The organism is Streptomyces sp. NPDC018019 (assembly GCF_044327805.1).
GTDB lineage: Bacteria > Actinomycetota > Actinomycetes > Streptomycetales > Streptomycetaceae > Streptomyces.
On record NZ_JBIRGD010000015.1, the window covers coordinates 153,840 to 180,130 of the forward strand.

Sequence of the window (26,291 nt, forward strand, 5' to 3'; positions counted from 1 at the left end):
GGCGAGCGTAGAGCGCGCGCGGAGGGTATTCAAACTTGAATAGTGGAGCCGTCTAGGCTGGCCGCAGCGAGCGTGAAGGATGCGAGGAAACGATGTCGGCGATCCGGCTGTTGGTTCTGGGGGCCGTGCGGCAGCACGGGCGGGCGCACGGGTACCAGGTGCGCAACGACCTCGAATACTGGGGCGCCCACGAGTGGTCCAACGCCAAACCGGGGTCGATCTACCACGCGCTCAAACAGATGGCGAAGCAGGGACTGCTGCGCGCGCACGACATCGCGCCCAGCCCGGCCGGCGGCCCGCCGCGTACGGAGTACGAGCTGACCGAGGCGGGCGCGGCGGAGTTCTTCAAGCTGCTGCGGGAGTCCCTGTCCCAGTACGACCGCAAGGTGGACGAGCTGAGCGCGGCGATCGGCTTCATCGTCGACCTGCCCCGCGAGGAGGCCGTGGCCCTGCTGAAGGAGCGCGTGCGGGGCCTGGAGGAGTGGCGGGCCTCGGTCACCGAGTACTACATGCCGGAGGACGGCCCGGAGCAGTTCGGCCACATCGGCGAGATCATGAACATGTGGGTGCACTCGGCGGACGGCGGCGCGGAGTGGACGCGCGGGCTGATCGAGCGGATCGAGGGCGGTGCGTACGTCTTCGCGGGCGAGGGCGAGCCGTTCGTGGGCGTACTGGCGGAGGGGCAGCGGAACCCGTATGCGACGGGCGGCTCCGACGCGGAGAACGACGCCGGAACACCACCGTCCGCCGAGTAGCCGGACCCGGCCGGCAGGTCTTCGGACATCTGCCTGCGACAAGGCGTGGCGCTCACGCGCCGGTGAGTGTCCCGAGCTCGACCTCGATGGGAAAGGGAACGCCGGTCACCAGCTTCCCCGCGTGCACGGGGCGCTCGGGGCTCGGCGCGTAGACGCCGGTCTCATGGTGCAGCCAGAACTCGTGCACCACGGGCAGGCCGTCCTCGTCGCGCTCCACGCGCCAGTAGGAGGCGATGCCGGCTTCGGCGTACAGGGCGGGCTTGCTGAAGCGGTCATCGAGCCGTGAGCCGGCGGAGACGACCTCCACGGCGAGTACGACCTTCTCCACCGGGATCTGGTCCACCGTGCGGATATCGAGTCCCGTCTCGTCGAAGACCACCACGTCGGGCTGGGGGGCGTTGTGGTCATCGAGCACAATGCACTGTTTGGAGTCGACTGCGTAGGGCGCCTGCCTGGCGCTCTCCAGCTGGTAGTACAGCCGGTTCCGCACGCGGTTGTGCCACCACACGGCCATTGCTCGAACTACGATGTTCCCGTCCACAAGATGCCAGTCGAACGGCAGCACCAACTCCTTCACCTGGCCGTACGTCCAGCCGCCCGACGGCCGGTACATCCAGTTCTCCGGGGTGGCCCGCTCTCCCCGCTCCTGCTCGGCTTCCGCGGCCATGGCTGCTCCCATGCACCGAATCGTCTCCGTGTTCGTGGCCCCGCGTCCTTCGAGTGACCGTAGCGCCACCCGCACGAGTGGCGCCGGACGACGCGCTCCCACCGGCTTCATCGGCGGCTGTGTGCTCAGTGGTGGAACGCCGTGTCCGTACCCGACCGGTTTCCCAGCGGGCCGCCCTGCTTGCGAAGTTCCGGCAGCAGGCGTTCCAGGTCGGCCATGAACAGGTCGCCGAGGTCGTGCGAGAACCCGTTGCGGCAGACGATGCGGAGGACGGAGAGGTCGTCGCGGTCGGGCGGGAAGGTGTACGCGGGGACGAGCCAGCCGCGTTCGCGCATGCGGCGGGAGACGTCGAAGACGTCGAAGTCCGTCACGCCGTCGGCCGTGGTGAAGGCGAAGACCGGCAGCTCGTCGCCGTGCGTGAGCAGGCGGAAGTCGCCCAGCGCGCCGATGCGGCCGGCCAGTGAGCGCGCCACGTCACGGGTGTTCTGCTGTACGGCGCGGTAGCCCGCCCGGCCCAGCCGCAGGAACGTGTAGTACTGGGCGGCGACCTGGGCGCCGGGCCGGGAGAAGTTGAGGGCGAAGGTCGGCATGTCGCCGCCCAGGTAGTCGACGCGGAAGACCAGTTCCTCGGGCAGCGCCTGCTTGTCGCGCCACAGGGCCCAGCCCACGCCGGGGTAGACGAGCCCGTACTTGTGGCCGGAGGTGTTGATGGAGGCGACGCGCGGCAGCCGGAAGTCCCAGACTAGGTCCTCGTCCAGGAACGGCGCGATCATGGCGCCGGACGCGCCGTCCACGTGGACGGGGATGTCCAGCCCGGAGCGCTCCTGGAGGGCGTCCAGCGCCGCGCAGATCTCCGCCACCGGCTCGTACGACCCGTCGAACGTCGAGCCGAGGACGGCGACGACGCCGATGGTGTTCTCGTCGCAGAGCGCGGCGGCGGACTCCCCGTCCAGGTGGAAGCGGTCGCCCCGCATGGGCACCTGCCGCGCCTCGACCTCCCAGAACGCGGCGAACTTCTCCCAGCACACCTGCACGTTCGCGCCCATGACCAGGTTGGGCCGGGCGGTGGCCGGGTAGCGGTCGGCGTTCGCGCGCGACCAGCGGCGCTTGAGGGCCATCCCGGCGAGCATGCACGCCTCGCTGGAGCCGGTCGTCGAGCAGCCGACGGCGGCGGCCGGGTCGGGCGCGTGCCACAGGTCGGCGAGCATGGCCACGCACCGCTGCTCCAGTTCGGCGGTGCGCGGGTACTCGTCCTTGTCGATCATGTTCTTGTCGCGGCACTCCGCCATCAGCACGTCGGCCTGCGGCTCCATCCAGGTGGTGACGAAGGTCGCCAGGTTCAGCCGGGCGTTGCCGTCCAGCATCAGTTCGTCGTGGACGAGCTGGTAGGCCGCGCGCGGGGCGACGGGCTCGTCCGGCAGGGTGTGCCGGGGCGGGGCCCCGGTCATCCCGGCGACCGGGTCGGCCTCGCCGTAGAAGGGGTTGACCGACAGGCCGTCCCGCTTGCCGGCCCCGGCGGAGGTGCCCTCATGGAGTGCCATGGCGCCCGGGTACCCTCAGCCGGCCGCGGAAAGCCCTGCCTTCAGGGCGCGGGTGAACTTCACGACGCGGCGCGCCTGGACGCCGGCGGCGGTGCGTGCCTCGTCGTCGAGCGGGGTTTCGGGGCCGCCGACGTGCGAGGTGCCGTACGGGTTGCCGTCGGCGAACTTCGAGGGGTCGGTGTATCCGGGCGTCACGACGATGCCGCCGAAGTGGTGGATCGTGGTGTAGAGGGCGAGCAGGGTGGTCTCCTGGCCGCCGTGCTTGGTCGCGGAGGCGGTGAAGCCGCTGTAGACCTTGTCCGCCAGCCGGCCCTGCTGCCACAGCCCGCCGAGCGTGTCGATGAACTGCTTGAGCTGCGAGGCGATGTTGCCGTACCGGGTGGGCGAGCCGAAGATCACGGCGTCCGCCCAGATCATGTCGTCGGGTGTGGCCTCGGCGATGTCCGCGGTGGCCCGGACGTTCTCGGCCCAGGCGGGATTGGAGTCGACGGCGGCCCGCGGGGCCAGCTCGGCGGCCCTGCGCAGCCGTACCTCGGCGCCGGCCTGCCCGGCGGCGTCCGCGACGGCCTTGGCCAGCTCGGTGACGGTCCCGGTCGAGGAGTAGTAGATGACGGCGAGGCGGACGGCGGTCCGGTCGCCGGGGGAGCCGCTGCCGGTGTCGGCCCGGTCGCTGGGCTGGGTCATGGGATGCACCTCCTACGGAGGCGACGATACGGGCATACGCGACATTCGGCGCGCCCGTTGCCGCGTCCGGCGCGGACCTCGGGGCGGGAGTGGCATCCCCCGCCGGTGTGGCGCCCGTTGGGTGAAATGCCAACGACCGACCCGCGCGCGGGTGTTGCGCCCTCCGTGCGAGGAACTTAGGCTTGCCTAACTTGCGCGGGACGGGGGCACGGTCCGCCGGACCCGCCGTGCCGTCGTCCCGGGCCGCCCGCCCGGCGCGGGAACGGTGCCCGAGGCGATCGGAACGGTCGGGACGGCCGAGACGGTCCAGGCGACCCGAAGGAGCGGACGTGGAAGCGAACGAGGAACGGGCGACCCCCGCACGCGCGGCCCGCGGCACCGTCACCCAACTGCTGTTCGGGCAGCTGTCCACGCACGTCGTGGCCGCCGCCGTCCGGCTCGGTGTGCTGGACCGCATCGGTGCCGGCACCCGTACGGCGGACGACGTGGCGACCGCCTGCGGCACCCAGCCGCAGGCCACCCTGCGCCTGCTGCGCGCGCTGGCCGCGCTGGGCCTGCTGACCGAACACGAACCGGGGACCTTCGAGGTCACCGCCGCCGGGGCGCTGCTGCGCAACGACACCCAGGACTCCATGGCCGCGTTGGCCCGCATGTTCAGCTCGCCGGTCATGACCCGCGCCTGGGAGCGCCTGGAGGACAGCGTCCGCAGCGGCGAACCCGCCTTCGACGCGGTCTTCGGTACGGACTTCTTCAGTCACCTCAAGGGCGACCCCGAGCTGTCGCAGGAGTTCAACACCGCGATGAGCCAGGGCACCCGGACCGCCGCCCAGGACGTACCGGCCCATTACGACTTCGGGCGCTTCACCACCATCGTGGACGTGGGCGGCGGCGACGGCACGCTGCTCGCCGCCATTCTGCGCGCCCACCCCGCGCCGCGCGGCATGATCTACGACACCGCTGAGGGCCTCGCCCAGGCCGGTGCCAGGCTGGCCGCCGAAGGGGTCGCCGACCGCGTCACCCTGGAGACCGGCGACTTCTTCGCCGCCGCCCCCGCGGGCGGCGACCTGTACCTCCTCAAGAGCGTCATCCACGACTGGAACGACGAGCAGTGCGCGGGCATCCTGCGCCACATCCGGCAGGTGCTGCCCGCGGACGGCCGCGTCCTGATCATCGAGCCGGTGCTCGCCGACGCGGTGCGGCCCGACGCGCCCGCCGTGATCTACATGAGCGACCTGAACATGCTGGTCAACGTCGGCGGCCGGGAGCGCACCCGCGCCGACTTCGAAGCCCTGTGCGCCCAGGCCGGCTTCACCATCACCGGCCTCACCCCACTGCCGGCCCCGGACCCCTTCGTCCTCATCGAGGCCGCCGCGGTCTGAGCCGGTACGGCCCGGCCGGCTCCACCCGGCCGGGCCCCCAGGCGCCGCCCGGCAACCTGCCCGGCCGGGCGGCGCCGGGGTGCCGTTACCGGTGGCGTACGGCCGTGGCGCCCAGGAGGGTGCGGCCACGGGAGGTGGCGCGGCGCAGGTACCGCTCGATCACATCAGGGCCCGCTCCGGGCGCTGTCGCGTCGAGGCCGAGCACGAGACACACGTGCCCACCACCCAGGACGTGCGCGATCCACCGGACCGACGGCCTTGGCACCCGCAAACAGAAGGCCGGGTGGCCGTAGTCCAGAACGAGGTGCGGGCCTCGGACGGACAGCCGGTCGCGGACAACGGGAACGCGTCCCGAAGGTGTACTGATCACGAGCCCCGCGAGAAAACCGGGCCCCGGGAGCGGCCGGGCGCGGATCACCACGTCAGCTCCACCCACACGACCTTCCCGAGCGGCCGGTCGGCCACGTCCCAACTGCTCGCCAGGGCCTCAACGATGAGCAGGCCGCGTCCTCTTTGGCGATCCGGATTCGCGGGTTTGCGACGGGGGCGACGCCGGAACGGATCATGAACCTCGATCCGCGCCCCGCCGACTCCGGCTTACACGGCCACAGCCGCCAAGTCGCCTGGCTCGGCCCCGTAACGGCAGGCGTTGATGACGAGTTCGCTGACGATGAGTTCGACGTCGGCGAGCCGTTCCTCAGTGATACCGGGAGTGGCTTGCTCGACGATTTTCCGGGCGTACGCACGGGCCTGTCCTGCGGTTCTGGACGTACTGGGCCATGTGCGCGGTGGGGCGGGCGCAAGTACTTTCTGGGGTCGGACGGCCCGTGCGCGATGTGCCGCATGGTTCGGCAACCTTTCGTCGCCTTCGCCTTCCTGTCATTCCGGCAATTCGGTGACTATGACCGGATTTCGCTACGTAGGCGCTCAGGAAAGGGCGAGCTCGGTGATGTTCGTCTGCGCATCACCGTTCGCTCGGCATTGAGATGGGCGGTGTTGTGAATCACGTCGCCACGCTGCCAGGGGAAGCAATCGACGGTTCTAACGGCTTCCCTGTCTCCGGCGGCAGGCAGGGGCGCGTTGAATCGCGCGGGTTATGGTCGGAGGACGGTGGTGCCTGAGGAACGTAGCGCCCGGCAGCAGTGCGTATCAACTGTTGTACGTCTAAAGAGTGATACGAGCCATGAGACGCGATTTCTACGCAGTTTCCCTCCGCGTCGGTCGATTTCGTTGATTTTTTCCACTCAATGTCCACTCTCTTCAGCCTTCATGCTTGTTGTGCCATTTCATGTATCAAGTCGAACGACTTTGCGGGGGTGCGGGTTCTTTCCTGGGTGCGGTCGAGAACGGCCCGGTAGTTGGCCAGCCGGGTTTCGGCGTCCAGAAATGCCGGCCCTGTTGGCGTGTCCGTCTGCACGGTGTCGAGCTGCGGCACGGGGCCGTGCGCGTAGAGCGTCGAGCTTCCGGCATTCGGGAACCCGGCTCCGAAGGGAATGACGCGCACCTCGACGTTGTCCCGCTCCATCTCTTTGAGCAGGTGTCCGAGCTGCGTCCGGGTGACCGACCGGACGCCGAACTCCATGCGCAGCGCGGCCTCGTGGATCAGGAAGGTACAGGCCGGGGGTGTTGGGCGGTCGAGCACGTCACGACGCTTCAGCCGGTGGGACAACCGGCGGCGGAGGGCGGTGGGATCGAGGGGCGGCACGGCTTCCGCGAAGACGGCCCGGGCGTACTTCTCGCACTGGAGCAGGCCGGGCATGTGCATGATTTGCACCGTGCGCAGCGCAACGGCGTGATGTTCCAGCTCGGAGAGGTCGAGCGCGCCGCTGGACAGGTCTCCCCGGTAGTCCTCCCATCAGCCGCTGACACGCTCTTCCGCCATGGTGGCCAGGGCGTCGTTGTAGACGTTGTCGGGGCAGGCATATTGCGTCGGCCATGCGCGCACGCGCTCCCTGCTCACTCCGAAGCGCCCCGACTCGGTGTTGCTGATGGTGGTCCGGTCGGTGCTGAGCAGGGCTGCGGCCTCGGCCAGCGCGAGGCCGGCGTGCTCGCGCATCTTGCGCAACTCGGTGCTTACACGGCGCTGGCGCGCTGTCGGCGCCTTCCTGGGTGGCATCCGCTCCCCTTTTCTCGGGTCTCAGTGTGGCCCGTGTACCTACGGGGGTCTACCAGGTCTCACGCGTTGTACAAATACGTACAACTGCCCTAGCCCGGCAGCGTTCTTCACCTCGACTACGCGAGTGCGGAGAGGTAGCCACGGTGGTGCTCGATGGCGTCCGCATGATGGTGGCCGAGCCGGACGGCGGGACGGCCGATGCGGTCGTGCATGCCTGGTATGCCGGGCGATGACGTCTGCCCGAAGGGCGCTACGCGGGACCAGCGGGGCGGGCCCGGTGACGACAACGGTGAGGGCTGGGCGCTGAGCCGTACGGCCCAGTGCCCAGTGCCAGGTCGCGTGGATGCGTGGCCCTCGGCCCGTCCGTCACCCCGCGCTCGCCAGCGACAGCTTTGCCGCGAACCCGAGGAACGCGGCCCCCGCCCCCGCCGACAGGCCCGCCGTCAGGCGCTTGCGGCGGCGGAAGGTGGCGGCCAGGTAGGTGCCGCTGAAGATGAGGACCGAGAGGTAGGTGAGGCTGAAGAGCTGGGCCCAGGCGCCGAGGGTGAGGAAGGACAGGACGGGGTGGGCGTAGTGGGGGTCGACGAACTGGACGAAGAAGGAGATGAAGAAGAGGATCGCCTTCGGGTTGAGGAGGCTGATCACCAGGGCCCGGCGGTACGGGCGTTCGCGGGCCGCCTTGGGGTCCGGTCCGTCGGCCGTGGCCTTCTTGCGGAGGGACTTGGCGGCCTCGCGGTTGCGCCACAGTGACCAGGCGCCGCGCAGCATGCCGACCGCGAGCCACGTCAGATAGCCCGCGCCCGCGAACTTCACGATGGCGAAGAGGACGGGGCTGGCCTGGAGGAGGGAGGCCACGCCGCCCGCCGACAGGGTCATCAGCACCGTGTCGCCGCACAGCACCCCCGCCGCCGCCCGGTAGGCGGTGCGCGGGCCGCGGCGGGCCGCGACGGAGACGACGTACAGCGAGTTCGGACCCGGCAGCAGGATGATGAGTGCGAGACCCGCCAGGTAGGTCGGGAGATCGGTTATGCCCAGCATGGCGGCAGGATGCCACTGGTGTCCCGTCCGCCCCACAGGTTTCCGGTATCCGGACTTGCACCTCACGTGGCGTGAGGACCCATCGTGGAGCGCGTACCGAGAAGGAGGGCGGGAACCGTGGGCTACTCCGTGGGACAGGTCGCCGGATTCGCCGGTGTGACGGTGCGCACCCTGCACCATTACGACGAGATCGGGCTGCTGGTGCCGGGCGGGCGCAGCCACGCCGGCCACCGGCGCTACGGCGACGCCGATCTCGACCGGCTCCAGCAGATCATGTTCTACCGGGAGCTGGGCTTCCCGCTCGACGAGGTGGCGGCCCTCCTGGACGACCCGGACGCCGACCCGCGGGAGCACCTGCGGCGGCAGCACGCGCTGCTGAGCGCCCGGATCGACAAGCTCCGGGCCATGGCCGCCGCCGTCGAACACGCGATGGAGGCACGCAAGATGGGCGTCAATCTGACCCCGGAGGAGAAGTTCGAGGTCTTCGGGGACTTCGACCCGGACGACCACGCCGATGAGGCGCGCGAGCGGTGGGGCGGCACCGACGCGTACAAGGAGTCGCAGCGCCGCACGGCCGCGTACACCAAGGAGGACTGGAAGCGGCTGACGGCGGAGTTCGACGCCGTGCACCGGAAGATGGCCGGGGTGATGGAGCGCGGGCTGCCCGCCGACTCGGCCGAGGCGATGGACGTGGCCGAGGAGCACCGCCGGTTCATCTCGTCCGGTTACTACGACTGCTCGTACGAGATGCACTCCGGTCTCGGGGAGATGTACGTCGCGGACGAGCGCTTCACCGCCACCTATGAGGCCATCCGGCCCGGACTGGCCGTCTACATGCGGGACGCGATGCTGGCCAACGCGGTCCGCAACAGCTGAGTCCGTACGGGCAGGGGAGCGCGCCCCCTGGCCCGTACGGCCGTGCTCTGTACGCGTCCTCCGGGCGGCCCGGCAGGCTCAGCCGGCCTTCGGGGCGAGCACGACGGCGGTGCCGTACGCGCAGACCTCCGTGCCCACGTCCGCCGCCTCCGTCACGTCGAAGCGGAACATCAGCACCGCGTTCGCGCCGCGCACCCGCGCCTGTTCCACCAGCCGCTCCATCGCCTGGTTACGGGTCTCCACGAGCGTCTTGGTCAGGCCCTTCAGCTCGCCGCCGATCATCGACTTCAGCCCGGCCCCGATCTGGCTGCCCAGGTGGCGCGAGCGCACCGTCAGGCCGAAGACCTCGCCGATGACCCGTTGCACCTCGTATCCGGGTACGTCGTTGGTCGTCACCACCAGCACGTCGGCCTGCGCGGTCTGGCCGCCGCCGAACTCCTCGATGCCCATCGTGTCCTGTCCCTCCGTACGGTGAGCCCGCCGGGAGGCCGGCTCCTCGCGGGAGCGTCTCACGGGGGCGGGGTGGTTCCGGGGGAGGCGGCCGCCGGTGTCCGGCCGGCGGGTGGCCGTCGGCGCGCGGACGGGGCGCGGGCGGGGGCGTCCGGAGGAGGGTGGCGCGGGCCGCCGGAGGCCGTAGCAGGCGGCTGGAACCAAGGCACGTCGTCCGGCGTTGATAGCTTTGGGCCGCACACTGCGCCTTCATCCCCGTCGCACCGCACGATCCGGCGCCCTCGACCCAGGAGCCTTCACCCCGTGAATACTCTCGCGCTCGGCCCCCAGTGGCTGGACCCGGACTACCTGATCGGCACGTTCGGGCTGATCGGCGTGCTGATCATCGTCTTCGCGGAGTCCGGCCTGCTGATCGGCTTCTTCCTGCCGGGCGACTCGCTCCTGTTCACCACCGGCCTGCTGGTGACGACCGACAAGCTGGACAAGCCGCTGTGGCTGGTGTGCCTGCTGATCGTGCTCGCGGCGGTCCTCGGCGACCAGGCCGGCTATCTCTTCGGCCGCAAGGTCGGGCCCGCGCTCTTCAAGCGCCCGGACTCCAAGCTGTTCAAGCAGGAGAACGTGGAGAAGGCGCACGAGTTCTTCGAGAAGCACGGCCCGAAGTCGCTGATCCTGGCCCGCTTCGTGCCGATCGTGCGGACGTTCACCCCCATCATCGCGGGCGTGAGCCGGATGAACTACCGCTCGTTCATCACCTTCAACGTGATCGGCGGCACCCTGTGGGGCGCGGGCGTGACCCTGCTCGGCGCCTCGCTCGGCAAGGTCGAGTTCGTGCACAAGCACATCGAGCTGATCCTCGTCGCGATCGTGCTGATCTCCGTGGTCCCGATCGTCATCGAGTACCTGCGCGCCCGCGGCAAGAACAAGAAGGCGGCGGCCCAGGCGGGGTACGACCCGGTCGGTGCCGTGCAGCCGCCCCGCCAGCCGGGCAACGACGGCCGTCGCGGCCGGCACGCCAAGCGCTAGCCGGCACCTCCGGGCACCGGGGGCGCCCCGCCTCGCGGACGGGCCTCGCCCTGGGGACGCCCGCCGCACAGCCCCGCCACGGTGATCCTCGTACCAAAAGTCCCGGGTTTCTCTCGCTGCGCAGGGGAAACTCGCAGCCCAGAAGAACCTCGGTAAGGGCCCCGCCCCGCGCGCCCCTGCCGACCATCAGGCATCGTGTCCTTGATGGTCGGCAGGAGGCGTACGAGGAGCGAAGAGACGTGGCGTCGGATGCACAGCGGGGCCGGCGCGGAACCAACGGCACGAACGGGAAGAACGGCGTGAACGGCGTCAAAGGCGCGCACGGCGCCAGCAATGGTACGAATGGCGGAAACGATTCAGCTGAGGACCGCAAGCCCCAGTCGGACGAGGCGCGCAGCGCCTTCACCCCGCCGCTCGGCGTGCCGTACCCGCCGGTGCCCGAGGAGGAGCACCCCACCTCCGAGTTCGCCCTCCCGGACGGCCTGAAGACCGAGGCGCCGGCCGAACCGGAGGGCTCCGCCTTCACGCCGCCCGGCGGCACCGGCAGCACCACCGGCCAGCACCAGCTGCCCGACCGGACCCCGGCGGGCTGGCCCGCCTTCACGCCGCCGCACGGCATTCCCGTCATCAACCTCACCAAGCAGACGCCCTGGCAGGACCGGATGCGCACGATGCTGCGCATGCCGGTCGGCGAGCGGCCGGTGCCCGAGCGGGCGGAGCGCGCCGAGGAGAGCGGGCCCGCCGTACCGCGCGTCCTGGACCTGACGCTGCGTATCGGCGAGATCCTGCTGGCGGGCGGCGAGGGCGCGGAGGACGTGGAAGCCGCGATGTTCGGCGTCGCCCACGCGTACGGGCTGGAGCGGGTCGAGCCCACCGTCACCTTCACCCTGCTGTCGATCTCCTACCAGCCGTCGCTGGTCGACGACCCGGTCACGGCCAGCCGCACGGTGCGGCGGCGCGGTGTGGACTACACCCGGCTCTCCGCGGTCTTCCGCCTCGTCGACGACATCACCTCCGAGGGCATCACCCTGGAGGAGGCGTACCGCGGCCTGGCCGAGATACGCCGCAACCGCCACCCGTACCCGAGCTGGGCGCTCACCCTGGCCTCCGGGCTGCTGTCCGGCGCGGCGAGCATGCTGGTCGGCGGCGGGCTGATCGTCTTCATCGCGGCGGCGGTCGGCTCGATGCTCGGCGACCGGCTGGCCTGGCTCGCCTCCAGCCGCGGGCTGCCGGAGTTCTACCAGTTCGTGGTCGCGGCGATGCCGCCGGCCGCCATAGGGGTGGCCCTGAGCTTCTCGCACGTGGCCGTACAGGCGTCCGCGGTGATCACCGGTGGCCTCTTCGCGCTGATCCCGGGACGGGCACTGGTGGCCGCCGTGCAGGACGGCCTGACGGGCTACTACATCACCGCCTCGGCGCGCCTGCTGGAGGTCGGCTACCTCATCGTCGGCATCGTCATCGGCGTGCTCGCCGCGCTCTACATCGGGCTCCAGCTCAACCCGGAGTACCTCTACCCGGCGGCCGGGTTCGCGCTGTTCAACGACCCGCCGGTGCAGATCGTGGCCGCCATGCTGCTGGCGCTGGCCTTCTGCGTACTACTCCAGCAGGAACGTCACACCGTGCTGTTCGCCACGCTCAACGGCGGCGTCGCCTGGGTCGTGTACGGCGCGCTCGCCAACGTCAGCGGCATGAACGCGGTGCCCGCCACGGCCATCGCGGCCGGTCTCGTCGGCCTCTTCGGCCAGCTCCTGAGCCGCTACCGGTACGCCTCCGCGCTGCCGTACGTCACGGCCGCGATCGGGCCGCTGCTGCCCGGTAGCGCCACCTACTTCGGCCTGCTCAACTTCGCCCAGGGCGACATCGGCCCCGGCGTCTCGTCCCTGATCAAGGCCGCTTCCCTGGCGCTGGCCATCGCGGTCGGCGTGAACCTCGGCGGCGAGGTCGCCCGCCTCTTCATGAAGGCGCCGGGCGCGGCGCAGGAGGAGCCGGGGGACCGGCGGGCGGCGAAGCGGACGCGGGGCTTCTGACCCGGCCTCCTCCGGGGCACGCGGCCGTGCGGGCCGCCCCCGGACAGCACAGGGGCGGCACCCGGCCAACCGGATGCCGCCCCTGTCATGGACCTACGAGCCGCAGGCTCAGTGGTGGGCGCCGCCCTGCGCCTCCAGGCGCTTGAAGGACGCCTCGATCTCGGCCTCGGCCTCGGCGCGGCCGACCCAGTTCGCACCCTCGACGGACTTGCCCGGCTCCAGGTCCTTGTAGACCTCGAAGAAGTGCTGGATCTCCAGGCGGTCGAACTCCGACACGTGGTGGATGTCGCGCAGGTGCTCCACGCGCGGGTCGGACGCCGGGACGCACAGCAGCTTGTCGTCGCCGCCGGCCTCGTCCGTCATCCGGAACATGCCGATGGCGCGGCACTTGATCAGGCATCCGGGGAACGTCGGCTCGTCCAGGATGACCAGCGCGTCCAGCGGGTCGCCGTCCTCGCCGAGGGTGTTCTCGACGAAGCCGTAGTCGGCCGGGTAGCTGGTCGAGGTGAAGAGTCGACGGTCCAGACGGATCCGTCCGGTCTCGTGGTCCACCTCGTACTTGTTCCGCGAACCCTTCGGGATCTCGATGGTGACGTCGAACTCCACGGGTGGCTCCTCCATGATCAACACATACGTCTGGTGATTAAGTGTCCCCCACGCAGGTGTGTGGTGGCGAAAGGGGCTGGTCGTAAGTGCCGGAGACCAGGTCGTGGCAGGTCAGGTGGCAGGCCGCGCAGCGGTTGGCGCAACGTTCCGCCCGGCGGGCGGCGGGCTCGGCCCGGTCGGCGGGGTCCACCGCCGCGGCCGTGACCCGTTCGGCGGCGGGATCGGCGCGTACGGCCTACCGGTCCGCCGTGGACACCACCCGTACCGCCTGGTGGTCCGCCTCCAAGCAGCAGCGGCAGACCGTACGGCTGACGGCCAGCTCCACCGTCCTGGGCCTGGTGGTCGCGGCCGGGGCGGTGACGGTGGCCGGTCCCTGGGACTCCGGGCAGCGTACGGCCGAGCGGGCCCGCGCCGCGGCGGCCGACGGCAGGGGTGGCGAGCGTCACGCCCCGGACGGTGCCGCGACCGTGCCCAGCGCACCGCCCGTGCTGGCCGCGGTCGGCGCGCCCGCGCGCGGCGGGGACGACGGGACGCCGCCCGCGCCCGGCACCAAGGCCCTGGCCGACGTGCTCGCGCCCCTGATGAAGGACCCGGCGCTCGGCCCGCTGCGCACCGCCTCCGTCGTGGACGCCGCCACCGGCCGTGAGCTCTTCGGCGCCGAACCGGCGCGCAGCGCGACGCCCGCCTCGACGGTCAAGCTGGCCATCGCCACCGCGGCGCTCTCCGCCCTCGGCCCCGAGCACCGCATCGACACCACGGTCGTCGAAGCCGGGGACGGCGGCATCGTCCTCGTAGGCGGCGGCGACCCCACCCTCACCGCCCGCGCGCCGAAGCAGGACGCGCAGGACCAGCCAGCCAACCTGCGCGCGCTGGCCGACGACACGGCCCGCGCGCTCAAGAAGCGTGGCACCGGCACCGTACGGCTCGGTTACGACACCTCGGCCTACACCGGACCGGTCCTGCACCCCATAAGCCCCAACGAGAACATCGCCCCCGTCACGCCCCTCATGGCCGACGAGGGCCGCCTCGACGAGAGCGAGTACGGGCCCGCGCCCCGCGACGGCGACCCGGCCGCCGCCGCTGCCCGTACCTTCGCCCGGCTCCTCAAGGACCGCGGCATCACGGTCGACGGCACCCCCGCCAGGACCACCGCCCCCGCCGAGGCCCGCCGCCTCGCCACCACCCGCTCGCTGCCCCTCGCCGCACTCGTCGAACGCATGCTCACCCACAGCGACAACGACATCGCGGAAGCGCTGGCCCGCCAGACGGCCCTGGCCGCCGGCGAACCGGCCGGTTTCGAGGGCGCGGGCCGGGCCGTGAGCAAGACACTGACGAAGCTGGGGCTGCCCCTGAACGGTGCCGTCTTCGAGGACGGCAGCGGCCTGGACCGCGACGACAAGGTCTCGGCCGGCCTGCTCGCCCGCATCCTCGCCCTGGCCACCTCCGCCGACCACCCCGAACTGCGCCCGGTCACCACCGGCCTCCCGGTAGCCGGCTTCACCGGCACCCTCAGCGGCCGCTACGCGGGCGAGAAGGCGGGCGCGGGCACCGTACGGGCCAAGACGGGCACCCTCACCGGCGTGAACACCCTGGCCGGCACGGTCGTCGACACCGACGGCCGCCTCCTGGTCTTCGCCTTCATGACAAACGACACCACCGACCCACAAGCGGCCCAACAGGCCTTGGACCGCCTGGCCACGGCGGTGGCGAACTGCGGCTGCCGATAGTCCTCGCACGACGGCCGACAGCCGACCGCTCACACCAGCCCCCACCCACCTACTCCCCACCCCACCGCGGAAGGGGGCGGGCCGGAGCGGCCTGCCGCGCAGGCCCGCCCCCGAACCTGACAGCCCCGCGCAGCGGCCACCGCCCGCCGCAGGCGCGAACGGCGCGGCAGCTGAAAACGAACCGGCCACCGACGGCCCGGAGAACCGCGCCCGAAGGACGCTCCGCAGCGGCCACCGCCCCCCGCAGGCGCGAACGGTGCTGCGGCCGCAAGCGAACCGGCGCCGACGAGTCGGCCCAGCCCGCCGCAGGCGAACCGCGGCGGCCGCAAACGGACCGGCCACGGGCCACCCGGAAAACCGCGCCCGAAGGGCGCCGCGCTACCCCCAGCGGGAGCGCCCACGTACCGTGAACCCATGACGAGCATCGGTGGTGTGGAGATGGTCGACTGGAACCTCGCGGTAGCGACCGCGACCCGGTTGGTACGGCCGGGGCCAGAGGTGAGCCGCGACGAGGCGCGGGCGATCGTCGCCGAGCTGCGGCGGCACGCGAAGTCCTCCGAGGAGCACGTGCGCGCGTTCACCCGCATGGTGCAGCCGGAAGCGGAGGGGGAGCCGGGCGCGGAGCAGGCCCGTGCCCAGCACGACACGCCGGTCCTCGTCGTGGACCGCCCCGGCTGGATCCGGGCCAACGTGGCCGGCTTCCGCGCCGTGCTGAAGCCGCTGCTGCGGAAGATGGAGGAGCGGCGTTCCTCCGTACCGGGCGGCGCGGTGCTGGGGGCCGTCGGCGGCAAGGTGACCGGCGTGGAGCTGGGCATGCTGCTGTCGTTCCTGGCCTCGCGCGTCCTCGGCCAGTACGAGACCTTCGCGCCCGCCTCGCGCGACCTGCCGGCGGGCACGCAGGGCGGCCGGCTGCTGCTGGTGGCGCCGAACATCGTGCATGTCGAGCGGGAGCTGGAGGTGGACCCGCACGACTTCCGCATGTGGGTGTGCCTGCACGAGGAGACGCACCGGACGCAGTTCACCGCCGTGCCCTGGCTGCGCGATCACATCGAGGGCGAGATCCAGACCTTCCTCGGCGAGACCGAGATCGACCCGGGCACGCTGCTGGAGCGGCTGCGGGAGGCCGTCCAGTCGCTGGCCGGCGGCCGGCCGGAGGGCGAGGAGGGCGACGCCGGGGGCCGCAGCTTCGTCGATCTGGTGCAGACCCCGGCCCAGCGGGAGATCCTGGCGCGGCTGACCGCGGTGATGTCCCTCCTGGAGGGGCACGCCGACTACGTGATGGACGGCGTCGGCCCGGCCGTGGTCCCGTCCGTGGCGGAGATCCGCGAGAAGTTCCAGAAGCGGCGGGCCAGCGGCGCGGGCCGGCTGGACCAGGCGCTGCGCAAGCTGCTGGGGCTGGACGCGAAGCTGCGCCAGTACCGGGACGGCGAGCGGTTCGTCCGGGCCGTCGTGGACGAGGTGGGCATGGACGGCTTCAACCGCGTGTGGACGTCGCCGAACACGCTGCCGACCAAACAGGAGATCGCCAAACCGGCGGACTGGGTCGCGCGGGTGCACCGCTGAGGGGGCGGAGCCCCGGAGGGCAGAGGTGCGAGCCGGTCGCACCGCAGGGCGGGTGAACGCTCCCCTCAATCACTCTTCTGAGGGACCGTGACCGCAGGATGGGCGTGCAATGCTCGGGGAACTGCTCGTCTCTGTCACCATCTAGGCACTCTGTGTGACGAAAAAAGCCATAGACGGCCCGAGGCCCCAGCTGACGATTGGAAACGGACATGGGTCCCCATCCAGCGGTCGCCGCGATACGCGTGGCGGTCCGCCGCGTACTTCACGACGTACTGAACCACCACTCCTCGCAGTCCCCCGTCCCCGCGCGCCCCGCGCAGCAGCCGGTCGCCGCGGGCCCCGCGTGCTCCGCCGGGGCGCCGCCCCCGCCCGCCGCGGCGGACGGGCCCCCTCTGGTGCTCGTCGCGTGCTCCGGCGGCGCCGATTCCATGGCACTCGCCTCCGCACTGGCCTTCGAGGCGCCCAGGCTGGGCGTACGGGCCGGCGGCATCACCGTCGACCACGGACTCCAGGACGGCTCCGACGTGCGCGCGGCCGAGGTCGTGGTGCGCCTGCGCGCCCTCGGACTGGACCCGGTCGACGCGGTGGCCGTCGAGGTGGGCCGCGCGGGCGGCCCCGAGGCCGCCGCCCGCGACGCCCGCTACGCGGCGCTGGACGCCGCCGCCGAGCGCCACGGCGCCGCCGCCGTCCTCCTCGGCCACACCCGCGACGATCAGGCAGAGACGGTCCTGCTGGGGCTCGCCCGCGGCTCCGGCACCCGGTCGCTGTCCGGCATGGCGGCCACGACGGGCCGCGGCGGGCGCTATCGCCGCCCCTTCCTGGAGGTGGACCGGCAGACCGCCCGCAAGGCGTGTCTGATCCAGTCGCTTCCCGTCTGGGAGGACCCGCACAACGCCGACCCCCTCTACACGCGCTCCCGGCTGCGCCACGAGGGCCTGCCCGCGCTGGAGAAGGCGCTCGGCAAGGGCGTCGTGGAGGCCCTGGCCCGTACGGCGCAGCTGTCCCGGGACGACGCCGACGCCCTGGACTCCTGGGCCGCCGACGCGGAGCGCACGGTCCTCGACGAGCGCGGCACCCTCGACGTCCCCAAGCTGTACGCGCTGCCCGCGGCCGTCCGCCGCCGGGTGCTGCGCCGGGCGGCCATCGCGGCGGGCGCGCCGGCCGGTTCGCTCTTCGCCCGCCACATCGAAGAGGTGGACCGGCTGATCACGGGCTGGCGGGGGCAGGGCACCGTCAACCTCCCCGGGCGGGTGGGTGTGCGACGGCAGGGTGGCAGACTGGTGATCCGGCAGGGCTGAGCCGTACGAGACCGCCTTGCTGCATGAGTCTCATGACACCGAACCGAGCGAGAGTGGCACGGGTGGACGACAAGGACATGGGTTCCGACCTTCAGTCGGTGCTCATCAGCAAGGAAGAGATCGACGCGAAGCTGGCGGAGCTGGCTGCGAAGATCGACGCGGAGTACGCGGGCAAGGACCTGCTCCTGGTCGGCGTCCTCAAGGGCGCCGTGATGGTCATGGCGGACCTGGCGCGCGCGCTGTCCAACCCCGTCACGATGGACTGGATGGCCGTGTCGTCGTACGGCGCGGGCACCCAGTCCTCCGGAGTGGTCCGCATCCTCAAGGACCTGGACACCGACATCAAGGGCAAGCACGTCCTGATCGTCGAGGACATCATCGACTCCGGCCTGACGCTGTCCTGGCTGCTGTCGAACCTGGGTTCGCGCGAGCCCGCCAGCCTGGAGGTCTGCACGCTGCTGCGCAAGCCGGACGCGGCCAAGGTCGCGATCGACGTGAAGTGGATCGGCTTCGACATCCCCAACGAGTTCGTCGTGGGCTACGGCCTGGATTTCGCGGAGAAGTACCGCAACCTGCCGTTCGTCGGCACGCTCGCACCGCACGTCTACGGCGGCTGAGCGGCGCCGGTCCGTCCGGCCGCCGCGTCGCCGGCGGCCGGGGCCCGGGACCGGCCGGTGCCCGGCGGCGGGAACCCCGCGCGGTCTTTCGCCGTTGGAGCAGGGAGAACGGCATCCGAAGCTGCATTGTTAACCGTGGGCGGCGTCGCCGGGTGACAATGCTGGGGTACCGTCCGAAGGTCAGTCTTTTTTCGGGCCAGTAATACACCGTACGCACGACCAGCCCTCCACAGGGCTGTTGTGCCTCACTGTGGCAGGAGGGACGGGGCCGGACGGCTCCGTATGGATGGACGTGAAGCGATACTTCCGTGGGCCGGTCATGTGGATCGTGCTGGCCGTCCTCGCCGTGGTCGTGTTGATGCAGGTCGTCGGCTCGTCCGGCGGCTACAAGACGGTGGACACCGGTCAGGTCGTCAAGGCGATCACTGACAACAAGGTGAAATCCGCCGAGCTGACGACCGGCGACGAGAACAAGATCAAGGTCGAGCTGTCCGGCGACAACAAGGTCGACGGCTCCAACAAGCTCCAGGCGAGCTACATCGGCGACCAGGGCGTCGATCTGGCCAAGACCCTGCAGGCCAGGTACCAGACGGGCGAGATCAAGGACGGTTACACCGTCTCCCCGTCGAAGCAGAACCCGTTCGTCGGGATGCTGATCTCGCTGCTGCCCTTCGTCCTCATCGTGGTCATCTTCCTGTTCCTGATGAACCAGATGCAGGGCGGCGGCTCCCGGGTGATGAACTTCGGGAAGTCCAAGGCCAAGCTGATCACCAAGGACACCCCGAAGACGACGTTCTCGGACGTCGCGGGCTCGGACGAGGCCGTCGAGGAGCTCCAGGAGATCAAGGAGTTCCTCCAGGAGCCGGCGAAGTTCCAGGCAGTCGGCGCCAAGATCCCCAAGGGTGTGCTGCTGTACGGCCCGCCCGGTACGGGCAAGACGCTGCTCGCGCGCGCCGTCGCCGGCGAGGCGGGCGTGCCGTTCTACTCGATCTCCGGTTCCGACTTCGTCGAGATGTTCGTGGGTGTCGGTGCCTCCCGGGTCCGTGACCTGTTCGAGCAGGCCAAGGCGAACGCCCCGGCGATCGTCTTCGTCGACGAGATCGACGCCGTCGGCCGGCACCGCGGCGCGGGCCTCGGCGGCGGCCACGACGAGCGCGAGCAGACGCTGAACCAGCTCCTCGTCGAGATGGACGGCTTCGACGTCAAGGGCGGCGTGATCCTGATCGCCGCGACGAACCGCCCGGACATCCTGGACCCGGCGCTGCTGCGCCCCGGCCGCTTCGACCGGCAGATCGCCGTCGACCGCCCGGACATGCAGGGCCGTCTGGAGATCCTCAAGGTTCACCAGAAGGGCAAGCCGGTCGCGCCGGACGTCGATCTGACGGCCGTCGCCAAGCGCACCCCCGGCTTCACCGGTGCCGACCTGTCGAACGTGCTGAACGAGGCCGCCCTGCTGACGGCCCGCAGCGACGCCAAGCTGATCGACAACAAGGCGCTGGACGAGGCGATCGACCGCGTGGTGGCCGGTCCGCAGAAGCGGACCCGCATCATGTCCGAGAAGGAGAAGAAGATCACCGCGTACCACGAGGGCGGACACGCCCTGGTCGCGGCCGCTTCGCCGAACTCGGACCCGGTCCACAAGATCACGATCCTGTCCCGCGGCCGGGCCCTGGGCTACACGATGGTCCTGCCGGACGAGGACAAGTACTCGACCACCCGCAACGAGATGCTCGACCAGCTGGCGTACATGCTCGGCGGGCGCGCGGCCGAGGAACTGGTCTTCCACGACCCGACCACCGGCGCCGCGAACGACATCGAGAAGGCGACCGCCACGGCCCGTGCCATGGTCACCCAGTACGGCATGACCGAGCGGCTCGGCGCGATCAAGTTCGGCTCCGACAACTCCGAGCCGTTCCTCGGCCGTGAGATGGGTCACCAGCGCGACTACTCCGAAGAGGTCGCCGCGCTGGTCGACGAAGAGGTCAAGAAGCTGATCGAGACCGCGCACAACGAGGCGTGGGAGATCCTGGTCGAGAACCGCGACGTGCTCGACAACCTGGTTCTGCAGCTCCTGGAGAAGGAGACGCTGAACAAGGAAGAGGTCGCCGAGGTCTTCAAGCACATCGTCAAGCGCCCGGCCCGCCCGGCGTGGACCGGCTCCTCGCGGCGTACGCCCTCGACGCGCCCGCCGGTGCTGTCCCCGAAGGAGCTGGCGCCGGCCAACGGCGCGGCCCCCTCGGCCTCCTCCTCGTCGAACGTCTCGACCGAGAAGACCGAGGCCCCCGAGGACCGGTCGCCGGAGAGCTGAACCGCTGCCGAGCGGCGGTGACAGGCGGTGGCCGGGTCCGCCCGGCCGCAGACCGGGCCCGTACGGAAGATTCCGTACGGGCCCGGTTTTTTTCGCCACCGGCTGCCCGGTATATCCGGATTTCCCGGCGGGGGCACACCGGCCCCGGAATGAATGCGGCGTCCCACGGGTTCTAGCCTGGACGTGTGGTACTCCGCCTGAGGAGCGGGCGCAACAGGAACGAGGCACGAGATGACCGATCCGGTGACGCTGGACGGCGACGGCAAGATCGGCGAGTTCGACGAGAAGCGCGCCGAGAACGCCGTACGTGAGCTGCTGATCGCCGTCGGCGAGGACCCGGACCGCGAGGGGCTCCTGGAGACGCCGGCGCGGGTGGCGCGGGCGTACAAGGAGATCCTGGCCGGACTGCACCAGGAGCCCGAAGACGTCCTGACGACCACCTTCGACCTGGGCCACGACGAGATGGTGCTGGTCAAGGACATCGAGATCGTCTCGCTGTGCGAGCACCACCTGCTGCCCTTCCACGGCGTCGCGCACGTCGGCTACATCCCGGCCGACAGCGGCAAGATCACCGGGCTGTCCAAGCTGGCCCGGCTGGTCGAGGTCTTCGCCCGCCGCCCGCAGGTGCAGGAACGCCTCACCACGCAGATCGCGGACTCCCTGATGCGCATCCTGGAGGCCCGCGGCGCCATCGTGGTGATCGAGGCCGAGCACATGTGCATGTCGGTGCGCGGCATACGCAAGCCGGGCGCCAAGACGACCACCTCGGCCGTACGCGGCCAGCTGCGCGACTCCACGACCCGCTCCGAGGCGATGAGCCTGATCCTGGCCCGCTGAGGCCGCACACGGGCGCCGAGGGGCCGCACACAGGCCCTGAGCCGGTACAGACGCGGGCGGGGCCCGGTGGACATCCACCGGGCCCCGCCCGCGTCGTACGTCGCCCCCTGGGGCGGAGTCGCGCTACGCCTTGAGGTGGCCGCCCATCCACTCCAAGGCGGCGGGTATCTCACGGCGCCAGGTGTTGAAGTTGTGGCCGCCGCTGTCGAGGATGATCGACGCGATCCGGCTCGGGGACTTGGTCTGCTGGATGAACTTCAGCGTGTCCTTGTAGTTCTCCTCGCCCTGCTTGCTGGAGGTGACGAGGAGGTTCACCGGCGGCGCAGGAAGGTTTTTCTGCCGCCACATGAGGTCGTTCTCGCGCTGGAGCTGCTTGCTGCCGCCGAACAGGTCGCCGGTCGTGGCGTCCAGCGGGGCCTTGTACGCGCCGGAGAGGGCCACACCGGTGGAGAACGCCTTCGGGTGGCGCATCGGCATCTTCAGGGCGCAGTAGCCGCCCGTGGAGTCTCCTATGACGCCCCAGTTCTTCGCGTCGGTGCCCACCCGGTATTCGCTGGCGATGCTGTGGCGCACGTCATGGGTGAAGAACGTCTCGGTCTGCGGGCCGTTCGGTATGTCCACGCACTCGGTGTCCCGCGGCGGCGCCACGGTCGGGCGCATCATCACCAGTATGGTCGGCTGCATCTTGTTCTTGCGGACCAGGTCGTGCTGCGTCTGCGGGAAGTGCAGCTTCTTGTAGAGGGCCTGCGCGGTGCCCGGGTAGCCGGTCAGCACCACGGAGGCGGGGAAGCGCTTCTTGGCGTACCTGGCCTGGAAGTACTGCGGCGGCAGATAGACGAACGCCGGGCTGTTGATCTTGGATACTTCGCCCTTGAGCAGGACCTTGTCTATGCGGCCGCCCACATGCGGCGTGGACCCGCCGGGCACGCTGACCTTCTCGCTGCCGAGCATCTTCAGCTTGGTGCCGTTCGGGCCGGTCTCGTAATTGGTCACCACTCCCGGTTCCTGCTCCTTGCCGAACAGGTCCGCCCACGATGCGTAGAAACCGAACGAATTGTTCGCGAAGAGACCGATCGCGGCGAAGATCGACAGCTGCGTGGCCAGCAGCAGGCCGATGCGGCCGAGGACCGTGCGCCAGTTGCGCCGGGACAGGCGCGGCCACAGCCAGATGGTGAGAACAAAGAGTGCTACCGCGAAAAGGACGGCCAGGAGCAGCACTTTTTTGCTGGTGAGACCCATGTGGTGCTTTCTTCCGGGCGGCCGGTCAGCCGGGCCGCAGGTGGAACCCCGGGCCCTGAAACGCCGTCATACAGGGCGCAAAAGTCCAGATGCTGCGACTAAGACTCGCACGTTCTCTCGACCGGGGCGACGGGAAAGTAATGTCTGACAGGCTAGATGGCGAAAAGTCCGGGACGGTTGCGTGGCGTCCGCCACGCTGGCTGCGCGGCCCCCGCCCGGAAAAGGTGCCGCCACTGGTGGGGACGGCCGGCGCGGTCGTCGGGCTGCTCAACCTGGTGGCCGGGCTCTTCCCCCGGTTCCGGCACAGCCGGCTGCATGCGCTGGCGGAGGTCCTGCCGGGCACCGTGAGCGCCCTGGCCGCGGCCTCCTCCATAGTCGTCGGCATCCTGCTCCTGATGCTCGCCCACGGGCTCAAACGGCGTAAGCGCCGCGCCTGGGCGGCGGCCGTCGCGCTGCTCCCGGTGGGCATCGCGGCCCAGCTGGTCTACCGGCACTCCATCGTCGGCGCGGCCCTCTCGCTGGCCCTGCTGGCCTTCCTGGTGCGGCACCGGCGCGCCTTCGAGGCGCTGCCGGACCCGCGCAGCCGGGTGAAGGCCCTGCTGAACTTCGTCGCCCTCGGCGGCATCAGCTTCGGCCTCGGCCTGGTGATCGTGAACTCCCACCCGCACAAGATCGTCGGCGATCCGTCGGTGTGGGAGCGGCTCAAGCACGTCATGTGGGGCCTGTTCGGCTTCGAGGGCCCGGTCCGGTACGTGAACAACGTCGACTACACCGTCGGCTACTCGCTCGGCGCGCTCGGCCTGCTGACCGTCGCCACCACCGCCTACCTGGCCTTCCGCCCCGAGCACCCGGCCGCCCGGCTCACCGAGCAGGACGAGGAGCGGCTGCGCGAGCTGCTGGCCAAGCACGGCGGCCGGGACTCCCTCGGCTACTTCGCGCTCCGCCGCGACAAGGGCGTGGTCTTCTCGCCGACCGGCAAGGCCGCGGTCTGCTACCGGGTGATATCCGGCGTGATGCTCGCCAGCGGCGACCCGATCGGCGACGTGGAGGCGTGGCCGGGCGCCATCGAGCGCTTCATGGAGGAGGCCCGGGCACACTCCTGGACCCCCGCCGTCACCGGGTGCAGCGAGACCGGCGGCCAGGTCTGGACCCGCGAGACCGGCATGGACGCGCTGGAGCTGGGCGACGAGGCGATCGTGGACGTGGCGGACTTCACCCTCACCGGCCGCTCGATGCGCAACGTGCGCCAGATGGTCAAGCGCATCGAGCGCAACGGCTACCAGACCCGGGTACGGCGCGTGCGCGACCTGGAGCCCGAGGAGCTGGCGCGCATCCAGAAGGCCGCCGACGCCTGGCGCGACACCGACACCGAGCGCGGCTTCTCGATGGCGCTGGGCCGCATCGACGCGGACCAGGACGGCGACGCGGTGATCGCCACCGCCCACCTGGCGCCGGCCGAGGGCGAGCAGCCCGGCCCGTTCGGTGACCTGAAGGCGATGCAGCACTACGTGCCGTGGGGCTCGGACGGCATCTCGCTGGAGCTGATGCGCCGCGACCGCGCCGCCGACCCCGGCATGAACGAGCTGCTGATCGTCGCCTCCCTCCAGGCCGCCCCGGACCTCAAGATCAAGCAGGTGTCGCTGAACTTCGCGGTCTTCCGCTCCTCCCTGGAACGCGGCGAGAAGCTGGGCGCCGGCCCGGTCATCCGGATCTGGCGCGGCATGCTGGTCTTCCTGTCCCGCTGGTACCAGATCGAGTCGCTGTACAAGTTCAACGACAAGTTCCGCCCGCGCTGGGAGCCGCGCTTCGTGGTCTTCCGCAACAGCCGGGACATCCCGCGCATCGGCCTGGCCGCCCTCCAGGCCGAGGGGTACCTGGACCTGGGGCTGCCCCGGGCGCTGCGCCGCAGGAAGCCCGCCGAGCCGCGGCCGTGCGCGCACACCCCCGCGCCGATCAGCGCGGACGCGGTCGAGCCCGCCGCGTAGCGGCCGGGTCCGCGGCGCGGGAAGCGCCGCCCCGCCCGTACGCCGCCCGCCCCCGCCCGGGGTGGGTGGCGCCGTACCGCACACGCCTAGGCTGGAGCCATGAGTACCTTGCGCGGCCGGGTGGCCGGACTTCCGGACTGGGACCGCTGCGCGGTGATGGGCGTGGTGAACGTGACGCCCGACTCGTTCTCCGACGGCGGCCAGTGGTTCGACACCGAGCTGGCCGTCAAGCACGGCCTGGACCTGGTCGCGCAGGGCGCCGACCTGGTGGACGTGGGCGGCGAGTCGACGCGGCCCGGCGCGGCCCGGGTGGACGAGGCCGAGGAGCTGCGCCGGGTCGTGCCCGTCGTACGGGAGCTGTGCGCCGCCGGGGTCACGGTGTCCGTGGACACCATGCGGGCCTCGGTCGCCGAGCAGGCCGTCGCGGCCGGCGCGCGGCTGGTCAACGACGTGAGCGCGGGCGCGGCCGACCCGGCGATGGTGCCGGTGGTCGCCGCGGCCGGGGTGCCGTTCGTGGTCATGCACTGGCGCGGCCGGTCCATCGACATGAACAACCGGGCCGTCTACGGGGACGTCGTCACCGAGGTCGTCGCCGAGCTGCGGCAGAGCCTGGACCGGGCGGTGGCCGGCGGCATCGGCCCCGAGCGCATCGTGATCGACCCCGGCCTGGGCTTCGCCAAGGAGGCCGCGCACGACCTCGCGCTGGTCGCGCACCTGGCCCGGCTGCGGGAGCTGGGCCGTCCGCTGCTGGTGGCCGCTTCGCGCAAACGTTTCCTGGGCAGGGTGCTGGCAGGGGACGCGCAGGCGGACCCGCCGCCGGCCCGGGAGCGGGACGCGGCGACGGCCGCGGTGTCGGCGATGGTCGCGCGGGAGGGAGCCTGGGCGGTGCGGGTGCACGAGGTACGGGCCAGCGCGGACGCGGTACGGGTCGCCCGCGCCGTGGAGAGCGCGGCGCAGGTGACGGGCGGGACGAGTGTGACGGGCGCCGCGGACGCGGCGGACGCGACGGGAGCGGTGTGAGTCCACGTACGGACATCGAACTGGTCGAGCAGGCGAACACCGACCTGTACGAGGCCATGGAGCGCGGTGACCACGCGGCCATGTCCGAGATGTGGATGGACGGTCAGGTGAGCGTGGTGCACCCGGGCTGGCCGGTGCTGCGCGGGCGCGGCGAGGTGCTGCGCTCGTACGCCCTGATCATGGCGAACACCGAGTACATCCAGTTCTTCCTGACGGACGTGGAGATCGACGTCCTCGGCGACACCGCGCTGGTGACCTGCACCGAGAACATCCTCAGCGGCGGGCCGGCGGAGGAGGACGGCTCGGTCGGGCCGCTGATCGGCCAGCTGGTCGTGGCGACCAACGTCTTCCGGCGTACGGAAGAGGGCTGGCGGGTCTGGTCGCACCACGGCTCGCCCGTGCTGGCGGATACGGACCAGGACGACGACGGGGACGGGGAAGCCGGTGACGGCGACGGGCCGGGCGCCGGCGGCGTGGGCGGCGGGGTCTGACGCACGTGAAACCCGCGTGAAGTCTTCGCGGAGTTTTGCGGTCG

Annotated in this window: 22 protein-coding genes and 2 pseudogenes; 14 read left to right on the forward strand and 10 right to left on the reverse strand. The window is 71.1% G+C overall.

Annotated features, from left to right (window positions below; translation table 11 throughout):
• Positions 1 to 92 precede the first annotated feature (92 nt).
• Positions 93 to 755: a PadR family transcriptional regulator gene (locus ACH4FX_RS24635; RefSeq protein WP_398482320.1), complete on the forward strand. Its 663-nt coding sequence runs from the start codon at positions 93 to 95 to the stop codon at positions 753 to 755.
• A gap of 52 nt (positions 756 to 807) precedes the next feature.
• Here the strand turns inward: ACH4FX_RS24635 and ACH4FX_RS24640 are convergent, their stop codons facing one another.
• The 3 genes from ACH4FX_RS24640 to wrbA all read right to left on the reverse strand — a co-directional run bounded on the left by ACH4FX_RS24640 (position 808) and on the right by wrbA (position 3,647).
• Complete coding sequence (locus ACH4FX_RS24640) at positions 808 to 1,434, reverse strand: Uma2 family endonuclease (RefSeq protein ID WP_398482321.1); 627 nt, start codon at positions 1,432 to 1,434, stop codon at positions 808 to 810.
• Between the two features lie 113 nt (positions 1,435 to 1,547).
• Positions 1,548 to 2,963 (reverse strand): glutamate decarboxylase, encoded by a 1,416-nt coding sequence (locus ACH4FX_RS24645; protein ID WP_398482323.1) that lies wholly within the window; start codon positions 2,961 to 2,963, stop codon positions 1,548 to 1,550.
• 15 nt (positions 2,964 to 2,978) lie between these two features.
• A complete protein-coding gene (gene wrbA / locus ACH4FX_RS24650; RefSeq protein WP_398482325.1) occupies positions 2,979 to 3,647 on the reverse strand; it encodes an NAD(P)H:quinone oxidoreductase in 669 nt (222 codons plus the stop codon).
• A 329-nt stretch (positions 3,648 to 3,976) separates the two neighbouring features.
• On the opposite strand from wrbA, the gene ACH4FX_RS24655 reads away from it, so the two are divergent.
• A complete protein-coding gene (locus ACH4FX_RS24655; protein ID WP_398482327.1) occupies positions 3,977 to 5,026 on the forward strand; it encodes a methyltransferase in 1,050 nt (349 codons plus the stop codon).
• A gap of 85 nt (positions 5,027 to 5,111) precedes the next feature.
• Here the strand turns inward: ACH4FX_RS24655 and ACH4FX_RS24660 are convergent, their stop codons facing one another.
• The 4 genes and pseudogenes from ACH4FX_RS24660 to leuE all read right to left on the reverse strand — a co-directional run bounded on the left by ACH4FX_RS24660 (position 5,112) and on the right by leuE (position 8,180).
• Positions 5,112 to 5,240: a hypothetical protein gene (locus tag ACH4FX_RS24660; protein ID WP_398482328.1), complete on the reverse strand. Its 129-nt coding sequence runs from the start codon at positions 5,238 to 5,240 to the stop codon at positions 5,112 to 5,114.
• Between the two features lie 383 nt (positions 5,241 to 5,623).
• Positions 5,624 to 5,881, reverse strand: coding sequence for an ATP-binding protein (locus ACH4FX_RS24665; protein ID WP_398482330.1), 258 nt, complete (start codon positions 5,879 to 5,881; stop codon positions 5,624 to 5,626).
• Between the two features lie 412 nt (positions 5,882 to 6,293).
• Positions 6,294 to 7,142, reverse strand: a pseudogene (locus tag ACH4FX_RS24670) (DUF5753 domain-containing protein).
• Between the two features lie 366 nt (positions 7,143 to 7,508).
• The gene (gene leuE, locus ACH4FX_RS24675) at positions 7,509 to 8,180 is read right to left on the reverse strand and encodes a leucine efflux protein LeuE (RefSeq protein ID WP_398482332.1); all 672 of its coding nucleotides are present in this window, start codon (positions 8,178 to 8,180) and stop codon (positions 7,509 to 7,511) included.
• A 117-nt stretch (positions 8,181 to 8,297) separates the two neighbouring features.
• On the opposite strand from leuE, the gene ACH4FX_RS24680 reads away from it, so the two are divergent.
• Positions 8,298 to 9,056, forward strand: coding sequence for a MerR family transcriptional regulator (locus ACH4FX_RS24680; protein WP_398482334.1), 759 nt, complete (start codon positions 8,298 to 8,300; stop codon positions 9,054 to 9,056).
• Between the two features lie 78 nt (positions 9,057 to 9,134).
• Here ACH4FX_RS24680 and ACH4FX_RS24685 read toward each other — a convergent pair whose 3' ends face one another.
• Entirely contained in the window at positions 9,135 to 9,506 is a 372-nt protein-coding gene (locus ACH4FX_RS24685) for a YbjQ family protein (protein WP_398482462.1), read from the reverse strand.
• A 303-nt stretch (positions 9,507 to 9,809) separates the two neighbouring features.
• Between ACH4FX_RS24685 and ACH4FX_RS24690 the strand changes: the two genes are divergently transcribed.
• Both ACH4FX_RS24690 and ACH4FX_RS24695 read left to right on the forward strand, forming a co-directional pair.
• Complete coding sequence (locus ACH4FX_RS24690) at positions 9,810 to 10,529, forward strand: DedA family protein (protein ID WP_398482336.1); 720 nt, start codon at positions 9,810 to 9,812, stop codon at positions 10,527 to 10,529.
• Between the two features lie 299 nt (positions 10,530 to 10,828).
• Positions 10,829 to 12,556: a threonine/serine exporter ThrE family protein gene (locus ACH4FX_RS24695; protein WP_398482464.1), complete on the forward strand. Its 1,728-nt coding sequence runs from the start codon at positions 10,829 to 10,831 to the stop codon at positions 12,554 to 12,556.
• A 108-nt stretch (positions 12,557 to 12,664) separates the two neighbouring features.
• On the opposite strand, the gene ACH4FX_RS24700 is transcribed toward ACH4FX_RS24695, so the two are convergent.
• Positions 12,665 to 13,162, reverse strand: a complete 498-nt coding sequence (locus tag ACH4FX_RS24700; RefSeq protein WP_242587483.1) for an inorganic diphosphatase — start codon at positions 13,160 to 13,162, stop codon at positions 12,665 to 12,667.
• 86 nt (positions 13,163 to 13,248) lie between these two features.
• Here ACH4FX_RS24700 and dacB point away from each other — a divergent pair, with 86 nt between their 5' ends.
• The 6 genes and pseudogenes from dacB to folE all read left to right on the forward strand — a co-directional run bounded on the left by dacB (position 13,249) and on the right by folE (position 21,512).
• On the forward strand, positions 13,249 to 14,889 hold the full coding sequence (gene dacB / locus ACH4FX_RS24705; RefSeq protein ID WP_398482338.1) for a D-alanyl-D-alanine carboxypeptidase/D-alanyl-D-alanine-endopeptidase: 1,641 nt from the start codon (positions 13,249 to 13,251) through the stop codon (positions 14,887 to 14,889).
• Positions 14,890 to 15,303: 414 nt separating this feature from the next.
• On the forward strand, positions 15,304 to 16,452 hold the full coding sequence (locus ACH4FX_RS24710; protein ID WP_398482340.1) for a zinc-dependent metalloprotease: 1,149 nt from the start codon (positions 15,304 to 15,306) through the stop codon (positions 16,450 to 16,452).
• 386 nt (positions 16,453 to 16,838) lie between these two features.
• Positions 16,839 to 17,750 (forward strand): annotated as a pseudogene (tilS, locus tag ACH4FX_RS24715) (tRNA lysidine(34) synthetase TilS); the annotation flags it as partial.
• 77 nt (positions 17,751 to 17,827) lie between these two features.
• Positions 17,828 to 18,367 carry a hypoxanthine phosphoribosyltransferase gene (gene hpt / locus ACH4FX_RS24720; protein ID WP_004571923.1) on the forward strand — a complete coding sequence of 180 codons (540 nt, stop codon included), beginning with the start codon at positions 17,828 to 17,830 and terminating at the stop codon, positions 18,365 to 18,367.
• Between the two features lie 286 nt (positions 18,368 to 18,653).
• Positions 18,654 to 20,675, forward strand: coding sequence for an ATP-dependent zinc metalloprotease FtsH (gene ftsH / locus ACH4FX_RS24725; RefSeq protein WP_398482342.1), 2,022 nt, complete (start codon positions 18,654 to 18,656; stop codon positions 20,673 to 20,675).
• A 231-nt stretch (positions 20,676 to 20,906) separates the two neighbouring features.
• Complete coding sequence (gene folE, locus ACH4FX_RS24730) at positions 20,907 to 21,512, forward strand: GTP cyclohydrolase I FolE (RefSeq protein ID WP_398482344.1); 606 nt, start codon at positions 20,907 to 20,909, stop codon at positions 21,510 to 21,512.
• A gap of 123 nt (positions 21,513 to 21,635) precedes the next feature.
• Here folE and ACH4FX_RS24735 read toward each other — a convergent pair whose 3' ends face one another.
• Positions 21,636 to 22,751, reverse strand: a complete 1,116-nt coding sequence (locus ACH4FX_RS24735; protein WP_398482346.1) for an alpha/beta hydrolase-fold protein — start codon at positions 22,749 to 22,751, stop codon at positions 21,636 to 21,638.
• 140 nt (positions 22,752 to 22,891) lie between these two features.
• Here ACH4FX_RS24735 and ACH4FX_RS24740 point away from each other — a divergent pair, with 140 nt between their 5' ends.
• The 3 genes from ACH4FX_RS24740 to ACH4FX_RS24750 all read left to right on the forward strand — a co-directional run bounded on the left by ACH4FX_RS24740 (position 22,892) and on the right by ACH4FX_RS24750 (position 26,247).
• Positions 22,892 to 24,736 carry a phosphatidylglycerol lysyltransferase domain-containing protein gene (locus ACH4FX_RS24740; RefSeq protein WP_398482348.1) on the forward strand — a complete coding sequence of 615 codons (1,845 nt, stop codon included), beginning with the start codon at positions 22,892 to 22,894 and terminating at the stop codon, positions 24,734 to 24,736.
• 99 nt (positions 24,737 to 24,835) lie between these two features.
• The gene (gene folP / locus ACH4FX_RS24745) at positions 24,836 to 25,756 is read left to right on the forward strand and encodes a dihydropteroate synthase (RefSeq protein WP_398482350.1); all 921 of its coding nucleotides are present in this window, start codon (positions 24,836 to 24,838) and stop codon (positions 25,754 to 25,756) included.
• Complete coding sequence (locus ACH4FX_RS24750; RefSeq protein WP_398482351.1) at positions 25,753 to 26,247, forward strand: nuclear transport factor 2 family protein; 495 nt, start codon at positions 25,753 to 25,755, stop codon at positions 26,245 to 26,247. The genes folP and ACH4FX_RS24750 overlap by 4 nt, the downstream gene beginning before the upstream one ends.
• The last annotated feature ends 44 nt before the right edge of the window (positions 26,248 to 26,291 follow it).

Excerpts from the sequence above, each read along its gene's own strand:
- ACH4FX_RS24635 (WP_398482320.1), top strand. The coding sequence starts at position 93 with ATGTCGGCGATCCGGCTGTTGGTTCTGGGGGCCGTGCGGCAGCACGGG.
- ACH4FX_RS24640 (WP_398482321.1), bottom strand. The coding sequence starts at position 1,434 with ATGGGAGCAGCCATGGCCGCGGAAGCCGAGCAGGAGCGGGGAGAGCGG.
- ACH4FX_RS24645 (WP_398482323.1), bottom strand. The coding sequence starts at position 2,963 with ATGGCACTCCATGAGGGCACCTCCGCCGGGGCCGGCAAGCGGGACGGC.
- wrbA (WP_398482325.1), bottom strand. The coding sequence starts at position 3,647 with ATGACCCAGCCCAGCGACCGGGCCGACACCGGCAGCGGCTCCCCCGGC.
- leuE (WP_398482332.1), bottom strand. The coding sequence starts at position 8,180 with ATGCTGGGCATAACCGATCTCCCGACCTACCTGGCGGGTCTCGCACTC.
- ACH4FX_RS24685 (WP_398482462.1), bottom strand. The coding sequence starts at position 9,506 with ATGGGCATCGAGGAGTTCGGCGGCGGCCAGACCGCGCAGGCCGACGTG.
- ACH4FX_RS24710 (WP_398482340.1), top strand. The coding sequence starts at position 15,304 with ATGACGAGCATCGGTGGTGTGGAGATGGTCGACTGGAACCTCGCGGTA.
- hpt (WP_004571923.1), top strand. The coding sequence starts at position 17,828 with ATGGGTTCCGACCTTCAGTCGGTGCTCATCAGCAAGGAAGAGATCGAC.
- ftsH (WP_398482342.1), top strand. The coding sequence starts at position 18,654 with ATGGACGTGAAGCGATACTTCCGTGGGCCGGTCATGTGGATCGTGCTG.
- folE (WP_398482344.1), top strand. The coding sequence starts at position 20,907 with ATGACCGATCCGGTGACGCTGGACGGCGACGGCAAGATCGGCGAGTTC.
- ACH4FX_RS24735 (WP_398482346.1), bottom strand. The coding sequence starts at position 22,751 with ATGGGTCTCACCAGCAAAAAAGTGCTGCTCCTGGCCGTCCTTTTCGCG.
- ACH4FX_RS24740 (WP_398482348.1), top strand. The coding sequence starts at position 22,892 with ATGTCTGACAGGCTAGATGGCGAAAAGTCCGGGACGGTTGCGTGGCGT.
- folP (WP_398482350.1), top strand. The coding sequence starts at position 24,836 with ATGAGTACCTTGCGCGGCCGGGTGGCCGGACTTCCGGACTGGGACCGC.